Source organism: Pseudomonas sp. M5A4_2d (genome assembly GCF_053345295.1).
The window spans coordinates 419,746-437,638 of record NZ_JBKEZW010000001.1; the positions used below are offsets into that span (position 1 = coordinate 419,746).

Below are 17,893 nucleotides of genomic sequence, written 5' to 3' on the forward strand. Positions count from 1 at the left end.
GGCTTGGGCTTGTAGGAAAAGTTACCGATTTCCGTAAAGTATTCGTTACGATCGCTCGGTTCTTCTGTGTCTTGGGCTGTGAAAAGCGCGCGCTCTGTCACATAATCTTGACGACTATCTGCGCCCAGCGGCAAAAAGACGCGGCGCCTTCCCACCTTTCGGGCCTTTTCATGCGTATCAAAGTGCACTGCCAGAACCGCATCGGCATCCTGCGGGACATCCTCAACCTGTTGGTGGAGTACGGCGTCAACGTCGCCAAAGGCGAAGTTGGCGGTGAGCATGGCAACGCGATTTACCTGTTTTGCCCCAATCTGGTGAACATGCAGTTCCAGGCATTGCGCCCGAAATTCGAGGCGATTGCCGGGGTGTTTGGCGTCAAGCGAGTAGGGCTGATGCCCAGCGAGCGTCGGCATATGGAGCTCAATGCGTTGCTCGGTGCGCTGGAGTTTCCGGTGCTCTCCATCGACATGGGCGGCTCCATCGTCGCCGCCAACCGTGCGGCGGCGCAGTTGCTTGGGGTGCGGGTCGACGAGGTGCCGGGGATTCCGTTGTCGCGTTATGCCGAGGACTTCGATCTGCCGGAGCTGGTGCGCGCGAGCAAGTCGCGGATCAATGGCTTGCGGGTCAAGGTCAAGGGTGACGTATTCCTGGCGGACATCGCGCCGCTGCAATCCTCCGAGCACGATGACAGCGAAGCCATGGCCGGCGCAGTGCTGACCCTGCACCGCGCCGACCGCGTGGGTGAGCGTATCTACAATGTGCGCAAGCAGGAACTGCGCGGCTTCGACAGTATTTTCCAGAGCTCCAAGGTCATGGCGGCTGTGGTTCGTGAGGCACGGCGCATGGCGCCCCTGGATGCGCCTCTATTAATAGAAGGCGAAACCGGCACCGGCAAAGAGTTACTGGCGCGCGCCTGTCACCTGGCCAGCCCGCGCGGGCAATCGCCGTTGATGGCGCTTAACTGCGCCGGGCTGCCAGAGTCGATGGCTGAGACCGAGCTGTTCGGCTATGGCCCGGGTGCCTTTGAAGGCGCGCGCGCGGAAGGCAAGCTCGGGCTGCTGGAACTGACGGCGGGCGGTACGTTGTTTCTCGATGGTGTGGGAGAAATGAGCGCGCGGTTGCAGGTGAAGTTGCTGCGTTTTCTGCAGGACGGTTGCTTTCGCCGGGTGGGCAGTGATGAGGAGGTGTATCTGGATGTGCGGGTGATCTGCGCCACCCAGGTCGATTTGTCGGAACTGTGCGCCCGGGGCGAGTTTCGCCAGGACCTGTATCACCGCCTTAATGTGCTGTCGTTGCACATCCCGCCCTTGCGTGAATGCCTGGATGGTTTGGCGCCTTTGGTTGAGCATTTTCTTGATCAAGCCAGTCGGCAGATTGGCTGCCCACTGCCCAGGTTGGCACCGGCGGCAATGGATCGGCTCAGTCATTACCATTGGCCGGGCAATGTGCGGCAGTTGGAAAACGTGCTGTTTCAGGCAGTGTCGTTATGCGAGGGCGGCACGGTCAAGGCGGAGCATATTCGCTTGCCGGATTACAGGGTGCGTCAGCCGCTTGGCGATTTTTCGTTGGAGGGCGGGTTGGAAAACATCGTCGGGCGTTTCGAAAAGGCGGTTCTGGAAGCCTTGTATGCCGAGCACCCGAGCAGTCGTCAATTAGGCAAGCGCCTGGGCGTGTCGCACACCACCATCGCCAATAAGTTGCGCGATTACGAAATTCTTAAGGGCGATAAATAAGGCACCAGGCTAAACACGGTTTAAAACTGTGGGAGCTGGCTTGCGTGCGATGGCGGTGTATCAGTGACACATAAGCCAACTTACCCACCGCCATCGCAGGCAAGCCAGCTCCCACATTTGATCTTTGTCATCTTCAAGACCAGTGCTTGCCGCAGGCGGCAGTAGTCCGCCGTTTTTTCGACTCTCTCCCCGCCTTGAAATCCTCACGCCTCCCCGCAAACCCCCGCGCTGCCTGGACTTTTCCGTCTTTTAAAAAGTTGGTTCGCAAATTGCTTAAGCCTTATCAGTACAGCGGTGGGCGGCAAGCGTCCGTCAGAGAGAGGATAGAGCGTGGACAAGTACCTTTATGTGGCAATGACCGGCGCCAGCCAGAATGCACTGGCGCAGAAGGCCCATGCCAACAATCTGGCGAACATTTCCACCAACGGTTTCCAGCGTGACCTGGAGCAGGCGCGTTCGATGCCGGTGTTTGGTGACAGCTTTCCGGCGCGGGCGTTTGCCATGACCGAACGACCAGCCACCGATTTCTCCCCGGGCGCCATGATCGAAACCGGTCGTGACCTTGATGTGGCGGTCAACGGCAATGGCTGGATGGCCGTGCAAACGCCGGATGGCAGCGAAGCCTACGTGCGCAGCGCCAGCATGAACGTCGACGCGTTGGGCGTGCTGCGTGCCGGCAACGGCATGCCGATCATGGGCAACGGTGGCCCGATTGCCGTGCCGCCCCAGCAGAAAATCGAAGTGGGTGCCGACGGCACCATCAGCATCCGCGCGATGGGCGAAGGCCCACGGGTGATGGCTGAAGTGGACCGCATCAAGCTGGTCCAGCCGGACCTCAAGAACATGACCAAAGGTCTGGACGGCACCATCCACACCAAGGATGGCCAACCCGCCCAGGCCGACGCGAACGTGAAGTTGACCTCGGGCTTCCTGCAGGCGAGCAACGTCAATGCCGTTGAAGAAATGACCGCAGTGCTGTCGCTTTCCAAGCAGTTCGAGCTGCACATCAAAATGATGAACAGCGCTAAAGAAGACGACCAGGCCATGACCCGCGTATTGGCGATGAGCTGATAGCCGTCCCTGACTGAACACTAATTTTGCAGCGCAGCGCCAACAAACAGGCGCACGAAGGAGAACAGCATGCTTCCGGCTCTATGGGTTGCCAAAACAGGTTTGTCCGCCCAGGACACTAACCTGACCACCATTTCCAACAACTTGGCGAACGTGTCGACCACGGGCTTCAAACGTGACCGCGCCGAGTTCCAGGACTTGCTCTATCAGATCAAGCGCCAGCCAGGTGCCCAGTCGACCCAGGACAGCGAACTGCCGTCGGGCCTGCAACTGGGTACCGGTGTGCAAATCGTCGGCACCCAGAAGAACTTCACCGCGGGTAACCTGCAGCAAACCGGGCAGCCGCTGGACATGGCCATCAACGGCAAAGGTTTCTTCCAGATCCTGCAACCGGACGGCACCACCACCTACACCCGTGACGGCACGTTCCACCTGGACGCCAATGGCCAGGTCGTTACCTCCAACGGCTTTGCCTTGGAACCGGCGATCGTCGTACCCGCCAACGCCCAGACCTTCACCGTTGGTAACGACGGCACCGTGTCCATCACCGTTGCCGGCAACCCGGCTTCGCAAGTGATCGGCAACCTGCAAACCGCCGACTTCATCAACCCGGCCGGCCTGCAAGCCATTGGTAACAACCTGTTCCTGGAGACCGCTTCCAGTGGCGCGCCGCAAATCGGCACCCCTGGCCTGAACGGTTTCGGCACCACCCTGCAAAGCACCCTGGAAACGTCCAACGTCAGCACGGTTGAGGAGATGGTCAACATGATCACCACCCAGCGCGCCTATGAGATGAACTCCAAGGTGATTTCCACCGCCGACCAGATGCTTTCGTTCGTAACGCAGAATCTGTAATCAAGTCTATGGGGCGCCTTCGACGGCGCCTGCAACACCGTGAGGTAAGGGTCATGAATCGCTATGTTTCTGTTCTGGCATTGAGTGGGATCGCCGTGCTCGCGGGCTGTGTCGCCCCGACGCCAAAACCCAATGACCCGTACTACGCGCCGGTGCTGCCGCGCACGCCCTTGCCTGCGGCGGCCAACAATGGCTCGATCTACCAGGCCGGTTTCGAACAGAACCTGTACAGCGACCGCAAGGCGTTCCGGGTCGGTGACATCATCACCATCACCTTGAACGAGAAGACCCAAGCCAGCAAAAACGCCAACTCGCAGGTGGGCAAGACCAGCAAGACGAGCATTGGCTTGACCTCGTTGTTTGGTGGCGTCCCCAATACCAATAACCCATTGGGCAGTGGTGATCTGAGCTTGAATGCCGGCTACAGCGGCGACCGCGCCACCAATGGCAAGAGCGCGGCGGGGCAGGGTAACAGCCTCACCGGTTCGATCACCGTGACCGTCGCGGATGTGTTGCCCAACGGCATCATCGCCATCCGTGGCGAAAAGTGGATGACCCTCAATACCGGTGATGAGTTGGTGCGTATTGCCGGGATGGTGCGGGCCGATGACATTGCCACTGACAACACTGTGCCGTCGACGCGGATTGCCGATGCACGCATCACCTACTCGGGTACGGGTTCGTTTGCTGATGCCAGTCAGCCGGGCTGGTTCGACCGTTTCTTCCTTAGCCCGCTGTTCCCTTTCTAGGTGACCACTTTGAAATTCAAACAGCTGATGGCGGCGGCACTCCTGCTTTTCTTAAGCGCTGTCGCCCAGGCCGAACGCCTCAAAGACATCGCCAGCATTTCCGGCGTGCGTTCCAACCAGTTGATCGGTTACGGCCTGGTGGTAGGGCTCAATGGCACGGGTGACCAGACCACCCAAACCCCGTTCACCCTGCAGACCTTCAACAACATGCTCTCGCAGTTCGGCATCAAGGTGCCGGCGGGTTCGGGCAACGTGCAGCTGAAAAACGTCGCGGCCGTGTCCATCAGTGCTGACTTGCCGGCGTTCGCCAAGCCGGGCCAGGTGGTGGACATCACCGTATCGTCTATCGGTAACTCGAAAAGCCTGCGCGGCGGCACGCTGTTGATGACGCCGCTCAAGGGTATCGACGGTAACGTCTATGCCATCGCCCAGGGCAACCTGGTGGTGGGTGGTTTTGATGCCGAAGGCCGTGATGGCTCGAAAATTACCGTGAACGTGCCGTCTGCCGGACGGATTCCGGGTGGCGCCATGGTGGAACGCACCGTGCCCAGCGGTTTCAACCAGGGCAACAGCCTGACGTTGAACCTCAACCGTTCTGACTTCACCACCGCCAAGCGCGTGGTCGACAAGATCAACGACATGCTCGGCCCTGGCGTGGCTCAGGCCATCGATGGCGGCTCGATCCGTGTGACGGCACCGTTGGACCCAAGCCAGCGTGTCGATTACCTGTCGATCCTGGAAAACCTTGAGGTCGACCCGGGCCAGGCGGTGGCCAAGGTCATCATCAATTCGCGTACCGGCACTATCGTTATCGGCCAGAACGTCAAAGTGTCGCCGGCAGCGGTGACCCATGGCAGCCTGACTGTCACCATCACCGAAGACCCTATCGTCAGCCAGCCTGGGCCGTTGTCCAATGGCCAGACGGCGGTGGTACCTCGCTCGCGGGTTAATGCTCAGCAAGAAGCCAAGCCGATGTTCAAGTTCGGCCCCGGCACTACCCTGGACGAGATTGTCCGTGCGGTGAACCAGGTGGGCGCGGCCCCAGGCGACTTGATGGCGATCCTCGAAGCTTTGAAACAGGCCGGCGCCTTACAAGCCGACCTGATTGTGATCTGAGGCCATCGCCATGGACATGCGCAAGAGCGGGATCAGCAGCACGGCGGACTCGGGGTCTTACTCCGACTTGAACCGGCTTAACCAGCTCAAGGTCGGTGCCGACAAGAACAGCGACGGCAACATGCGCAAAGTGGCGCAGGAGTTCGAGTCGTTGTTCTTGAGCGAAATGCTCAAGTCCATGCGCTCGGCCACCGAGGCCCTCGGCAAGGACAACCCGCTGAACACTCCGGCGGCCAAGCAATATCAGGAAATGTACGACCAGCAACTGGCGGTCTCGATGTCCCGCGAAGGCGGCGGTATCGGCCTGGCCGACGTGCTGATGCGCCAGATGCAGAAGAACAAGCCAGTGGACGCCCAGGCCGCTACCTTGCAAGGCCCGGCGGCTGCCGAGCCGGTGAAGAAAGCGGATGTGCCGACGGAAATCGCGGCGGGTACCAAGGCGAATGGGCCGCTGGGTCGCTCCAATGGGCAGCGGCCTCTGTGGGCGTTCCGTGTGGCGGTCCCTGAAGGCACCAACACTCATGCCAACGACGTGGCGCTGATGAACCAGCGCCGTATCTCCTTGCCGAGCAAGCTGACTGATCGCCTGCTCATTGGCATCGTGCCAAACGCTACCGCTGCCACCACCCCGGCAAGCGCGCCACTGCGTAACAGTGTCGCCGCCGACACGGTGATCAACAGCGCGGCGCGCAGCTTTGCCGTACCGAGCGGGCGCATGCAGGTTTATGGTCGCGCCGTTGCCCAGCCACCCTTGGCACCGGCGAAGAAGGCCTTCAGCTCGCAGGATGAATTCGTCGCCACCATGCTGCCGATGGCCAAGGCGGCCGCCGCGCGTATCGGTATCGATCCGAAGTACCTGGTGGCCCAGGCCGCGCTGGAAACCGGTTGGGGTAAGTCGGTGATGCGCGCCGAAGACGGCAGCAGCAGCCACAACCTGTTCGGTATCAAAGCCGGTCAGAGTTGGCAGGGTGCCCAGGCCCGCGCAATCACCAGTGAGTTTCGCGATGGGGCGATGGTCAAGGAGACGGCGCATTTCCGTTCCTATAACTCTTACCAGGACAGCTTCCATGACCTGGTGACACTGCTGCAAAGCAATGATCGCTATAAAGAAGTTGTGAAATCAGCCGACAACCCGGAGCAGTTTGTACGCGAGTTGCAGAAAGCCGGTTATGCAACCGATCCGGCTTACGCCAGCAAGATTTCGCAGATCGCCAAAACGATGAACAGTTACCAGAATTACGCAGCCGCTGGCGCTACCACACATTTATAAGGTCTGAATCATGAGTTTGCTCAGTATCGGGATGTCAGGGCTCAACGCCGCTCAAGGATCGCTGTCGGTCTTGAGTAACAACATTGCCAACGTCAACACCCCGGGATACTCGCGTCAGCAGACCACTCAGAACGCCAATGCCAGCAACCCCTATGGCGGCGTGTTTATCGGCAGCGGCACGACGCTGGCGGATGTGCGCCGCATTTATAACGACTTTTTGGGCGCCGCCTACCAGAGCAGCACGGCGCTCAATAGCGATGCCACTGCCTACGCGGGCCAGGCCGCAGCGATCGACAAGACCTTGTCGGACAAATCCACCGGCATGTCTGCGGTGCTCAGCGCATTTTTTGCCTCGCTGCAGACCGCCGCGGCGACGCCCAGCGACGTGTCCGCCCGGCAACTGCTGGTGACCAGCGCCCAGACCTTGAGCAACCGCTTCAACGCGATTTCCACGCAATTGACTCAGCAGAAAGAAGGCATCAACGCCCAGTTGACCACCATGAGCGATCAGGTCAACAAGCTGACGTCGTCGATTGCGTCGCTCAATGGTCAGATTTCCCAGGCCCAGGGCTCCTCGACCAGCGCGCCGGCCAACCTGCTGGATGCGCGTAACGAGGCGGTACGTTCGCTCAATGAACTGATTGGTGTCACGGCCACCGAGAAGAACGGCCAGGTCAGCATCACCACCGGCACGGGGCAGTCGCTCGTCGAGGGTAATGTCGCCAACACGATTTCAGCCGTGCCCAGCAAGACCGACAACAGCCAGTACACCATCCAGCTGAATATGGGCGACACACCGATGGACATCGGTAATGTCGTTTCCGGTGGCAGCATTGGCGGCTTGTTGCGTTACCGCAGTGATGCGCTGATGCCGGCCATCAACGACCTGGGCCGCATCGCCATCGCCACGGCGGACAGCGTCAACAGTCAGTTGGGTCAGGGTTTGGACCTCAACAGTGATTTCGGCTCTTCGCTGTTCAGCGACATCAACAGTGCGACAGCGATTACTCAACGTAGCCAGGCCGCCTCGGGTAACAGCGCAGGCTCCGGCAACCTGAACGTGACGATTGCCGACAGCAGCAAGCTGTCGACCTTCGACTACAAAGTCACCTTCACCAGCGGCAACCAGTACAACGTGGTGCGTTCCGATGGCAAAGCCATGGGTTCGTTCGACACCACCACCACGCCGCCGCCGGTGATTGACGGTTTCACCCTGGCCTTGAATGGCAAGGGGCCGGTCGCTGCCGGTGACAGCTTCAAGGTCAGCCCGACCGCCACGGGTGCGAGCAACATTAGTGTCGACCTCAAAGACCCGAACAAACTTGCGTTCGCTGCACCCTTGGCGGGGAATGCCAGCAAAACCAACACCGGCACCGGCGCGTTCACGCAACCGACATTAACCGTGCCGATTGATATCAACGGCGGCGCCGCCACTGCTCAATTGCGTGCCGGGATCGAAAACTCGATGCCGGTGAAGATGGTGTTCGGCAAGCCTGCGGCGGATGGCACCCAGTCCTACACGGTCAACGATGCCCAGGGCAACGCGATCGGCACCGGCAGTATCATCCCGGGGCAGGGCAACAAGGTCACCATCAATGTGCCGATGCGCGATGCCACTGGCACGTTGATCCCAGGCAAGAGCTTCAGCTTTGATACCACGGTGTCCGGTGCGCCCGCCAATGGCGACAGCACGACCTTTTCGTTCAACAGCGGTGCGACCTCCGATGGCCGCAACGCCCAGCAATTGCTGGGGTTGCAGACCAAGGCGACGGTCGGCGCGGTGGATGGCAACGCGGGCGTCAGCCTGGTCAGTGCCAATAGCCGGTTGGTGTCGCAGGTGGGCTCCAAGGCGGCCCAGGCCAACACCGACAGCACCGCCACCGGCGCCTTGCTGGCGGCGAACAAGGCGGCCAGCAACTCCGTGTCCCAGGTCAACCTGGATGAGGAGGCGGGCGACATGATCAAGTTCCAGCAGTACTACACCGCGTCGTCGCAGATCATCAAGGCTGCGCAAGAAACCTTCAGCACACTGATTAACGCCCTTTAAAGGAGTCTGGAACGATGCGTATCTCTACACAGCAGTATTTCGACACCAGCTCCAGCAAGTATCAGGATAACTATTCGGGTGTGGTGAAGGCCCAGGACCAGGCGAGTTCCGGTGTGCGTGTGCAGACCGCAGCGGACGATCCGGTAGCCGCCGCCCAATTGCTGCTGTTGCAACAGCAGAAAGACATGCTGGGGCAATACAACGGCAACATCACGACCTTGCAAAACTCGCTGACCAACGAAGAAAGTGTCCTGGCGAGCATCAACACTACCCTGCAAAGCGCGCAGGGCCTGGCATTGCAGGCCGGTAACCTCAAGCTCAGCGATGATGATCGCAAGGCGATCGCCAGCCAGATAGGTGCGCTTGAAGACCAGGTGTTGGGCCTGCTCAACACCAAGGACTCCAGCGGCAACTACATGTTTTCCGGGACCAAGACCGACACGCCGCCCTACAGCCGTAACAACGATGGCACCTACACCTACCAGGGTGATGAGACGCCGCTGAGCCTGCAAGTGTCGAGCAACCTGACGATTTCTGCGGGTGATACCGGCAAGACGTTGCTGGAAAGTTCCTCCAATACCGGTCGCACCCAGGCTACCTTGTTGCCGCCTGCAGTGAATGACGGCAAGGTTGCGATCTCGGCGGGCCTGATCACCTCCGGCACCGCTTACACCAAGAGTTTTTCCGATGGCCAGCCCTATAAGTTGACCTTCTCCAGCAGTACCCAATACAGCGTGAGCGACAAGGACGGTAACGACGTTACCTCCGAGATCACCGGTAACGGCACGTTTGACTCCACCAAGGAAGGCGCCGCCAGCGTCAACCTGCGCGGGGTCAAGTTTGACATCAGCTTGAACCTCGGTCCGGACGTCGCATCGGGTGCTCCTTCTGATGCATTGGTGGCGGGCAAGGCGTTCACCCTGGAAAGCAAGCCGGATACGTTCAGCAGCTCGCGTACCGCCAGTAATCCGTCCACGGCGCAACTGACCGGCGGCCGGGTCACGGATCAGGCGAGCTACGCCAGTACCTTTCCCAACTCGGGGGCGGTGATCAAGTTCACCAGCGGCAGTGCTTACGACGTGTATGCGCAGCCGTACACGCCGAACAGCAAGTCGATTGCCTCGGGCACCATGGCCGCAGGCGCGACGTCGATTACCGCTGCCGGGGTGACGTTCGATGTGAGCGGTACGCCGGGGGCTGGTGATCAGTTTTCCATCGGCGCCACCAGCAACAAGAACATGAACGCCCTGGATACCCTGAGCCAGTTGCGCCAGGCGCTGCTAACGCCGGCCGATGGCAACCAGGTCGCCAAGAACAACCTCAAGGATGTTATCAACACCACCATCGGCAACCTGACGAACGCTTCGGCGCAGATTGACCAAGTGCGTGGTTCGATTGGTGCGCGCCAGAATGCGCTGGATATTCAGGGCCAGGAAAACACCAGCCTGGGCTTGGCCAACACCTCCACCATGTCATCGCTGGCCAACGTCGATATGGGCCAGGCTGCCATTGACCTGACCTTGCAACAGACCATGCTGCAAGCCTCACAACTGGCCTTCGTGAAGATTTCCCAGTTGAGCCTGTTCAGCCGGATGTAATCGGCGGCAGCGCAAGCGGCCCACCCTGGAAGCAGGGTGGGCCGTTGTCGTTTCTGCTGCCGGGAATGTTGCAGGGTTTTGCACAAAGCGCACAAAATTGAGTGACCTGTGAGTCATAAAGCGCATCTTCACTGTATCGTGTGAAAAGGATAAGTCGTCTTCGGGTCTTTACGCGGCGGCTTTCAGCGATATTTTTATGGGGTTATCCCCTTTATTGTCAGCGCTCCCGGCGTAGCCCGAGGGGCGTTATCCAGCTATTTAGTATTGGGAAGCCACAATGATTGGCATAAAAAGCATCGCCAGTTACGTGCCGGCAGACGGGGTTGATAACTACGCCCAGGGCGCCAAATTCGCCAAGGATGAAGATTTCATCATCGGCAAGATCGGTTCGGCGTTCCTGCCGCGCAAGGATGCTGCGCAGGAAACCTCTGATCTGTGTGTCGAGGCGGTCAACGCCTTGTTTGCGGCTAACCCGGATTTGAAGCGCGAATCCATCGACGCGCTGATCGTCGTAACGCAAAACGGCGACGAAGAGGGTTTGCCCCACACCGCTGCTATCGTTCAGGACAAGCTGGGCCTGCCGACCCACGTAGCTGCGTTCGATATCTCCCTGGGCTGCTCCGGCTATGTCTACGGCATCTATGCGATGAAGGGCTTCATGGAAGCCACCGGCCTGAAAAACGGCCTGTTGATCACCGCCGACCCGTATTCGAAGATCGTGGACCCGGAAGACCGCAACACCACCATGCTGTTCGGCGATGCCGCCACCGCCACCTGGATGGGTGAAGACGCGCCCTGGTTGCTGGGCAAGTCGAAGTTCGGTACCGACGGTTCCGGCGCGCCGCACTTGAAGGTCAGCGACGGCGTGTTTTTCATGAACGGTCGCCAAGTGTTCAACTTCGCGTTGCTCAAGGTGCCGGCGCATTTGCACGAGCTGCTCAATGAGTCTGACCTTAAGGCTGACGAAATTGACGCGTTCTGCATCCATCAGGGCAGTGCGGCGATTGTCGACGCCGTCGCGCGGCGTTTCGAAGATGCGCCCGTGGAGAAGTTCATCAAGGACATGGTCGAGACCGGCAACACGGTGTCTTCGAGCATTCCGCTGCTGCTGGAAAAGCACATGATGGATGGCGACTGGAAGCGGGTTGCCATCAGCGGGTTTGGTGTGGGCCTGTCGTGGGGTTCGGCGATTCTCTATCGCCCGTGATGCCTTGATAGGTTGCACAAAAAACGCCCAGGCTTGAAAAAGCCTGGGCGTTTTTTATTTGGCGCCAAAAAACCCAGCATTTGCTGGGCATTGAGCTATCGTAAACGCTTGAATTACAAAGTGTGGCCCCGTGCTAGTAAAAAAAATCAAAAAAGTCCTCAAGCAACTTGCATTCACGACGATAACTATTACGAAGGTTCTCTAGGCCACACCCGGCGGTTGCCAGGGCCGGAAGCCGCAGTACACCACCCACGAGGATTTCGTCATGACTTTAACAGTAAACACTAACCTTGCTTCGTTGACCGTACAGAACAACCTGAACAAGGCTTCCGGTGCCCTGCAAACCTCCATGCAGCGTCTGTCCTCCGGCCTGCGTATCAACAGCGCCAAAGACGATGCGGCCGGCCTGCAAATCTCCAACCGTCTGACCAGCCAGATCAACGGCCTGGGCGTTGCAATCAAGAACGCCAACGACGGCAGCTCGATTGCTCAGACCGCTGAAGGCGCCATGCAGCAGTCCACCAACATCCTGCAAAGCATGCGTACCCTGGCTCTGCAATCCGCCAACGGCTCGCCAAGCGCTGACGACCGTAAGTCGAACCAGGCTCAATACGCAGCACTGACTGCTGAATTGACCCGTATCGCTACCACCACTACTTTCGGTGGCAAGAACCTGCTGGACGGTTCTTTCGGTACCACTTCGTTCCAGGTCGGCGCCAACGCCAACCAGACCATCGACATGAGCATCGGTAACGTTGCAGCCAACAACATTGGTTCGCAGCAGCTGAAAACCCAATCCCTGACGCCTTCGGCAACAGGTATTGCTGGTGGCGCGATCACCGTTACCGGTGGTGGCCAGTCTGCAACCGTTACCCTGGCAGCTGGCGCTTCCGCCAAGCAGATCGCTGCTCAAATGAACGGCGCCGTCGGCGGCCTGGCTGCTACCGCCAGCACCGAAGCTCAGTTCACCGTGAACGCGGCTACCATTGGTGCGGCTACTCCTCCGAACGCTAACTTCACCCTGCAAGTGGGCAGCGGTGCAGCCGTTCAGTTCACTGGCGTGACCAGCACTTCCGACCTGGCTAGCCAACTGGCGTCCAACGCTGCCAAGCTGGGCATCAGCGTTAACTACGATTCGTCGACCAACGCTCTGTCGGTCAAGTCCGACACCGGTGAGAACCTGACCTTCAACGCTGGTGACGGCGGTGCTGCTGGTATCTCGGTTGCAACCAAAGACGGCACCGGTACCTACGGTACTGCTACTGCACTGGCCGCCACCGCTATCGTTGCTACCGGTGCTGTTTCGCTGAACTCCTCCAGCAGCTACGCGCTGAACGGCGCTGGTGTAGCCGGTGTGTTCGCTGCCGGTGCTGCTACCGCTGCCAACTCCACCAAAACCACCGTCAACAACACCGACGTTACTACCGCTGCCAACGCGCAAAACGCGATCGACGTGATCACCCAGGCGATCTCGGACATCGACTCCCAGCGTGCCGGCCTCGGTGCTGTACAAAACCGTTTCGACAACACCGTTGCCAACCTGCAGAGCATCTCCGACAACTCCAGCGCCGCTCGCGGTCAGATCCAGGACGTTGACTACGCTGCTGAAACTGCTCAGTTGACCAAGCAACAAACCCTGCAACAGGCTTCCACTGCGATCCTGTCTCAGGCCAACCAACTGCCATCCGCTGTACTGAAGCTGCTTCAGTAATAGCAATGGGTAGATGACTGACGGAAGGGCGCGTTTACGTGCCCTTTTGTCTTTTGCGTGATGAGGAGATTGGACATGGACATGAGCGTCAAGTTGAACCTGTCTTATCCGGCAGCGGCGCCGCAAAGTGCTCCTGCTCCAGTAAGTGCCGGTCCGCAGAAAACCAAGGTAGACCCTACGGTTGCCACGGTCGAACCCAAGCAGGACTCGAAGCCGTCCGACCTTGAACAGGCGGTCACGGATATTCGCAAATTCGTCCAGGCTGCCCAGCGCAACCTGGATTTTTCCATTGATGACACCACCCATCAGGTGGTGGTCAAGGTCATTGCGACCGACAGCGGCGAGGTGATTCGGCAGATCCCTTCGGAAACTGCGTTGAAACTCGCACAAAGCCTTCACGACGCCAGCAGCGTGTTGTTTGACGCCAAAGTCTGAGCTGGCATGAATTTTGTTGCTGTAGCTGCTTGAGGCGTCGTACGTCAAGAAAGCGCCAGCCCCGGATCAGGAGAACAGTCATGGGTGATATTACGGTTAGCGGCCCAGTTACGAACATCGATACCCAGTCGATCGTGACGGCATTGGTGAACGCGGAACAAGCACCCAAGCAGTCGCAGATCAACAAGCAGACGCAGACGTCGACCGCTCAGCTGTCCTCGATCGGCAAGATTCAAGCGGCATTGGATGCGTTCCGCGGGGCCATGGACAACATGGCCAAAGACGCCAGTATCGGCGGTTTGTCGGCCACGACCTCGGATAACAACGTATCGGCCATCACCCTGGGGGCCGGTGCCTCCGCCGGTAGTTACCAACTGGTGGTCAATCAGTTGGCGACGGCCTCGAAGGTCGCTACCCAGACTTTTGCAGCCGGGACGAAGGCTGTCGTCAATACCGGCACTACGTCGACCACCCTGGAGATCTCCCAGTCCGGCAAGAGCTATGGTGTGAGCGTTCCGCCAGGTGCGACGTTGCAGCAGGTGCGTGACTCGATCAACGCGCAATACAGCAGTGCAGGCTTGAGTGCCAACATCCTGACTGACGCCACCGGTTCCCGCTTGGTCATGACGTCGACCAATACCGGCGTCGGTACCGACATTACCCTTGGCGGTAACTCTGGCCTGGAAGCCGGAACGTCCGTCGTGACCGTGCCGAAGAATGCACAGTACACCATTGACGGCACCGCTCAGGAATCCAAGAGCAACACCTTGGGCGACGCGATCAGTGGCGTGAGTATCAAGTTGACGGCTGTGTCGCCTCTGCCTGCCGGTTCTACAGATCCGCTGCCCGCAGGCTCCACCGTTACGCGCCTGAGTTCGACCATTACCATCGCGCGAAGCACTGACACCCTCAAGAGTTCGGTCAAGGGCTTTGTCGACACCTATAACGCCTTGATGACGGCGATGAACACTGAGACCGCCGTGACCACCAATGCCGATGGTTCCACGACGTCTGCTGCGCTGACGGGCGACGCTACCCTACGTACCCTGTCCTCGGCCGTACGTAGCGAGCTGAACGCGTTGGGTGGTACGGGGGCGTTGAAGTCCTTGGCCCAGTTTGGTGTGAACACTGACCAGAAGACCGGCAAGCTCAGCATTGACGATAAGTTGTTCAGTGCCGCGATCGCGACCAACCCCACTGACATTGGCGGCATTTTCAACGGTGACACGGGGCTGCTGGCTCGGATGAAGTCCGCGACCGACAGCTATGCGCTCAGTGGCACCGGGGTTCTCGCCACGCGTACGTCGACACTGTCGGCAAACATCAAGGACCTGCAAAACCAGCAGGACACCCTGACTGCGCGCATGGCTGCATTGAAGACGAGCCTGACCGCCAAATACACCACGATGAACAACTTGGTTGCCCAGCTCACCAGTCAACGTTCCAGCGTCATGACCACGCTTAACGCGCTGAATAGTCCGAAGACCAGTTGATCCTCAATGAGGCCGCCCGGCGAGGTGATTAACTTTGTCGGGCGTGACCTTCGCAAGACCACCGGCTTAAAGTTTTTTGCGACGCCGTCGACATAATAGTCAGAACCCTTTCTTTTAGTGTTGCCTGTCACGAGGTAGAAACATGAATCCCATGAGAGCCCTTCGCCAATATCAGAAGGTCAATTCCCATGCCCAGGTCTCCGAGGCCACTCCACACCGTCTGGTCCAGATGCTGATGGAAGGCGCGTTGGATCGCATGGCTCAGGCCAAGGGCGCCATGGCTCGTGGTGATATCGCGCAAAAAGGCCTGCTGCTGGGCAAGGCGATCGACATCCTGATTGGTTTGCGTGACGGCCTCAACCCGGAAAAAACCGATGATCCGGCCGCGTTGCAGCAATTGGATAACCTGTATGCCTACATGACCACGCGCTTGCTGGAAGCAAACAGCAAAAGCGATGTCGCCATGATCGACGAAGTAGCCGGCCTGATGATTACGCTTAAGGAAGGCTGGGACGGTATTGCAACGCTGTAGGCCTCTGGGCCTGAGGATGATGTCATGAGCCACGCCCTGCAACGGATTGACGAGACCCGCGAAGCCTTGGTCGATGCATTGGCCAAACGTAACTGGGACGCTATCGGCGAACTGGATTTGGGTTGCCGTGCGGTGATCGATGAGGCGCTCAATAATGCGCCGGTGGACGAAGACGCCCTGCGGGAAAAACTGGAGAGTCTGCTGGCGGTATATCAGCAATTGCTTGAGGTAACGACCGGCGAGCGCCAGGCGATTTTCGAAGAGATGTCGCAGATCAATCGAGCGCAAAGTGCGTCAAAGGTTTACCATCTGTTCGGCTGAATGGGCTCAGTTAATCCGAACGGCGCGTCATATATTTGACTGTGCCAGCATTTTTGACTTAACTAGTGCTGTTTTCAGATTTCAGACGTCTAGTAATGTAAGAAGTCTTACAGGCGTCTAGATTGCCCTCACTCTGGGGCAGAGCGTTTTACTAGGGAAGTTGCTATTGCATGTGGCGTGAAACCAAAATTCTGCTGATTGATGACGATAGCGTCCGCCGCCGCGATTTAGCGGTAATTTTGAATTTTCTTGGCGAAGAAAATTTGCCCTGCGGCAGCCATGATTGGCAGCAGGCGGTCAGCTCGTTGTCATCGAGCCGTGAAGTCATTTGTGTGCTGATCGGGACGGTAAACGCTCCTGGCGCAGTTCTAGGCCTGTTAAAGACACTGTCGACCTGGGATGAGTTCCTTCCGGTGTTGCTAATGGGTGATATTTCTTCCGTGGATCTGCCGGAAGACCAGCGCCGCCGTGTGCTTTCCACCCTGGAAATGCCGCCCAGCTACAGCAAATTGCTCGACTCCCTGCACCGTGCCCAGGTCTATCGCGAGATGTACGACCAGGCCCGCGAGCGTGGCCGTCATCGTGAACCCAACCTGTTCCGCAGCCTCGTCGGCACCAGTCGTGCGATCCAGCACGTGCGCCAGATGATGCAACAAGTGGCCGATACCGACGCCAGTGTTTTGATCCTCGGCGAGTCGGGCACCGGCAAGGAAGTGGTCGCGCGCAACCTGCACTATCACTCCAAGCGCCGCGACGGACCCTTTGTGCCGGTCAACTGCGGGGCGATCCCGGCAGAGCTGCTGGAAAGCGAATTGTTCGGCCACGAGAAGGGCGCCTTTACCGGGGCAATCACCAGCCGTGCGGGGCGTTTCGAGCTGGCCAATGGCGGTACGCTGTTCCTCGATGAAATCGGCGACATGCCGCTGCCGATGCAGGTCAAGCTGCTGCGTGTACTGCAGGAGCGCACCTTCGAGCGCGTGGGCAGCAACAAGACCCAGAGCGTCGACGTGCGCATCATCGCCGCTACGCACAAGAACCTCGAAAGCATGATCGAGGTCGGCAGCTTCCGCGAAGATTTGTACTACCGCCTCAATGTATTCCCAATCGAGATGGCTCCGCTGCGTGAGCGCGTAGAAGACATCCCGCTGCTGATGAACGAACTGATTTCGCGCATGGAGCACGAAAAGCGCGGCTCGATCCGCTTTAACTCCGCCGCGATCATGTCGCTGTGCCGTCACGGCTGGCCGGGCAACGTCCGTGAGCTGGCCAACCTGGTGGAGCGCATGGCGATCATGCACCCCTATGGCGTGATCGGCGTGGTCGAGTTGCCGAAGAAATTCCGCTACGTCGATGACGAAGACGAGCAACTGGTGGACAGCCTGCGCACCGACCTCGAAGAGCGCGTTGCCATTAACGGCCACACGCCGGACTTCGGCTCCACCGCCATGCTGCCGCCGGAAGGCCTGGACCTGAAGGACTACCTCGGTAGCCTGGAACAAGGCCTGATCCAGCAGGCTCTGGACGATGCCAACGGTATCGTCGCGCGCGCCGCCGAGCGCCTGCGCATCCGTCGCACGACCCTGGTTGAGAAGATGCGCAAGTACGGTATGAGCCGTCGAGAAGGTGATGAACAGGCGGATGATTGACGCCTGTTTTTCAAGTGACTGAAAAATAAGCCTATTATTTTAGGCACGGGTATTGCTACAGCCCTCGCAACGTTCCGTTTAACTGACGGTCAGCCAAGCGAGAGAGCAT

15 protein-coding genes are annotated in these 17,893 nt (G+C 59.0%); all 15 read left to right on the plus strand.

Annotation, left to right across the window (positions count from 1 at the left end; all coding sequences use genetic code 11):
- Positions 1-170: 170 nt before the first annotated feature.
- The 15 genes from ACLBW8_RS01920 to ACLBW8_RS01990 all read left to right on the plus strand — a co-directional run bounded on the left by ACLBW8_RS01920 (position 171) and on the right by ACLBW8_RS01990 (position 17,784).
- The gene (locus ACLBW8_RS01920; RefSeq protein WP_447804441.1) at positions 171-1,733 is read left to right on the plus strand and encodes a sigma-54-dependent transcriptional regulator; all 1,563 of its coding nucleotides are present in this window, start codon (positions 171-173) and stop codon (positions 1,731-1,733) included.
- Between the two features lie 330 nt (positions 1,734-2,063).
- Positions 2,064-2,804 (plus strand): flagellar basal body rod protein FlgF, encoded by a 741-nt coding sequence (locus ACLBW8_RS01925; RefSeq protein ID WP_053257324.1) that lies wholly within the window; start codon positions 2,064-2,066, stop codon positions 2,802-2,804.
- Between the two features lie 69 nt (positions 2,805-2,873).
- Complete coding sequence (gene flgG / locus ACLBW8_RS01930) at positions 2,874-3,659, plus strand: flagellar basal-body rod protein FlgG (protein WP_064453474.1); 786 nt, start codon at positions 2,874-2,876, stop codon at positions 3,657-3,659.
- Positions 3,660-3,712: 53 nt separating this feature from the next.
- Positions 3,713-4,408 (plus strand): flagellar basal body L-ring protein FlgH, encoded by a 696-nt coding sequence (gene flgH, locus ACLBW8_RS01935; RefSeq protein WP_064453473.1) that lies wholly within the window; start codon positions 3,713-3,715, stop codon positions 4,406-4,408.
- Between the two features lie 27 nt (positions 4,409-4,435).
- On the plus strand, positions 4,436-5,524 hold the full coding sequence (locus tag ACLBW8_RS01940; protein ID WP_447805004.1) for a flagellar basal body P-ring protein FlgI: 1,089 nt from the start codon (positions 4,436-4,438) through the stop codon (positions 5,522-5,524).
- A 10-nt stretch (positions 5,525-5,534) separates the two neighbouring features.
- Entirely contained in the window at positions 5,535-6,794 is a 1,260-nt protein-coding gene (gene flgJ, locus ACLBW8_RS01945) for a flagellar assembly peptidoglycan hydrolase FlgJ (RefSeq protein WP_064453472.1), read from the plus strand.
- A gap of 10 nt (positions 6,795-6,804) precedes the next feature.
- Positions 6,805-8,841, plus strand: a complete 2,037-nt coding sequence (flgK, locus tag ACLBW8_RS01950; RefSeq protein ID WP_447804442.1) for a flagellar hook-associated protein FlgK — start codon at positions 6,805-6,807, stop codon at positions 8,839-8,841.
- A 14-nt stretch (positions 8,842-8,855) separates the two neighbouring features.
- Positions 8,856-10,439, plus strand: coding sequence for a flagellar hook-associated protein 3 (locus tag ACLBW8_RS01955; protein WP_221295332.1), 1,584 nt, complete (start codon positions 8,856-8,858; stop codon positions 10,437-10,439).
- Positions 10,440-10,716: 277 nt separating this feature from the next.
- Positions 10,717-11,646, plus strand: coding sequence for a ketoacyl-ACP synthase III (locus ACLBW8_RS01960; protein WP_064453469.1), 930 nt, complete (start codon positions 10,717-10,719; stop codon positions 11,644-11,646).
- A 265-nt stretch (positions 11,647-11,911) separates the two neighbouring features.
- Positions 11,912-13,357 (plus strand): flagellin N-terminal helical domain-containing protein, encoded by a 1,446-nt coding sequence (locus ACLBW8_RS01965; protein WP_407016016.1) that lies wholly within the window; start codon positions 11,912-11,914, stop codon positions 13,355-13,357.
- Between the two features lie 75 nt (positions 13,358-13,432).
- The gene (locus ACLBW8_RS01970) at positions 13,433-13,792 is read left to right on the plus strand and encodes a flagellar protein FlaG (protein WP_128590691.1); all 360 of its coding nucleotides are present in this window, start codon (positions 13,433-13,435) and stop codon (positions 13,790-13,792) included.
- Positions 13,793-13,872: 80 nt separating this feature from the next.
- On the plus strand, positions 13,873-15,285 hold the full coding sequence (gene fliD, locus ACLBW8_RS01975; protein ID WP_407016017.1) for a flagellar filament capping protein FliD: 1,413 nt from the start codon (positions 13,873-13,875) through the stop codon (positions 15,283-15,285).
- Positions 15,286-15,427: 142 nt separating this feature from the next.
- Positions 15,428-15,817: a flagellar export chaperone FliS gene (gene fliS / locus ACLBW8_RS01980; RefSeq protein ID WP_407016018.1), complete on the plus strand. Its 390-nt coding sequence runs from the start codon at positions 15,428-15,430 to the stop codon at positions 15,815-15,817.
- A 24-nt stretch (positions 15,818-15,841) separates the two neighbouring features.
- Positions 15,842-16,138 carry a flagellar protein FliT gene (locus ACLBW8_RS01985; protein WP_259763563.1) on the plus strand — a complete coding sequence of 99 codons (297 nt, stop codon included), beginning with the start codon at positions 15,842-15,844 and terminating at the stop codon, positions 16,136-16,138.
- Between the two features lie 170 nt (positions 16,139-16,308).
- The gene (locus ACLBW8_RS01990; RefSeq protein WP_064453465.1) at positions 16,309-17,784 is read left to right on the plus strand and encodes a sigma-54 dependent transcriptional regulator; all 1,476 of its coding nucleotides are present in this window, start codon (positions 16,309-16,311) and stop codon (positions 17,782-17,784) included.
- The last annotated feature ends 109 nt before the right edge of the window (positions 17,785-17,893 follow it).

Bases quoted from the DNA above. Each gene is read 5' to 3' on its own strand.
- ACLBW8_RS01920 (WP_447804441.1), top strand. From the start codon at position 171: ATGCGTATCAAAGTGCACTGCCAGAACCGCATCGGCATCCTGCGGGAC.
- flgG (WP_064453474.1), top strand. From the start codon at position 2,874: ATGCTTCCGGCTCTATGGGTTGCCAAAACAGGTTTGTCCGCCCAGGAC.
- flgH (WP_064453473.1), top strand. From the start codon at position 3,713: ATGAATCGCTATGTTTCTGTTCTGGCATTGAGTGGGATCGCCGTGCTC.
- ACLBW8_RS01940 (WP_447805004.1), top strand. From the start codon at position 4,436: ATGGCGGCGGCACTCCTGCTTTTCTTAAGCGCTGTCGCCCAGGCCGAA.
- flgJ (WP_064453472.1), top strand. From the start codon at position 5,535: ATGGACATGCGCAAGAGCGGGATCAGCAGCACGGCGGACTCGGGGTCT.
- flgK (WP_447804442.1), top strand. From the start codon at position 6,805: ATGAGTTTGCTCAGTATCGGGATGTCAGGGCTCAACGCCGCTCAAGGA.
- ACLBW8_RS01955 (WP_221295332.1), top strand. From the start codon at position 8,856: ATGCGTATCTCTACACAGCAGTATTTCGACACCAGCTCCAGCAAGTAT.
- ACLBW8_RS01960 (WP_064453469.1), top strand. From the start codon at position 10,717: ATGATTGGCATAAAAAGCATCGCCAGTTACGTGCCGGCAGACGGGGTT.
- ACLBW8_RS01965 (WP_407016016.1), top strand. From the start codon at position 11,912: ATGACTTTAACAGTAAACACTAACCTTGCTTCGTTGACCGTACAGAAC.
- ACLBW8_RS01970 (WP_128590691.1), top strand. From the start codon at position 13,433: ATGGACATGAGCGTCAAGTTGAACCTGTCTTATCCGGCAGCGGCGCCG.
- fliD (WP_407016017.1), top strand. From the start codon at position 13,873: ATGGGTGATATTACGGTTAGCGGCCCAGTTACGAACATCGATACCCAG.
- fliS (WP_407016018.1), top strand. From the start codon at position 15,428: ATGAATCCCATGAGAGCCCTTCGCCAATATCAGAAGGTCAATTCCCAT.
- ACLBW8_RS01985 (WP_259763563.1), top strand. From the start codon at position 15,842: ATGAGCCACGCCCTGCAACGGATTGACGAGACCCGCGAAGCCTTGGTC.
- ACLBW8_RS01990 (WP_064453465.1), top strand. From the start codon at position 16,309: ATGTGGCGTGAAACCAAAATTCTGCTGATTGATGACGATAGCGTCCGC.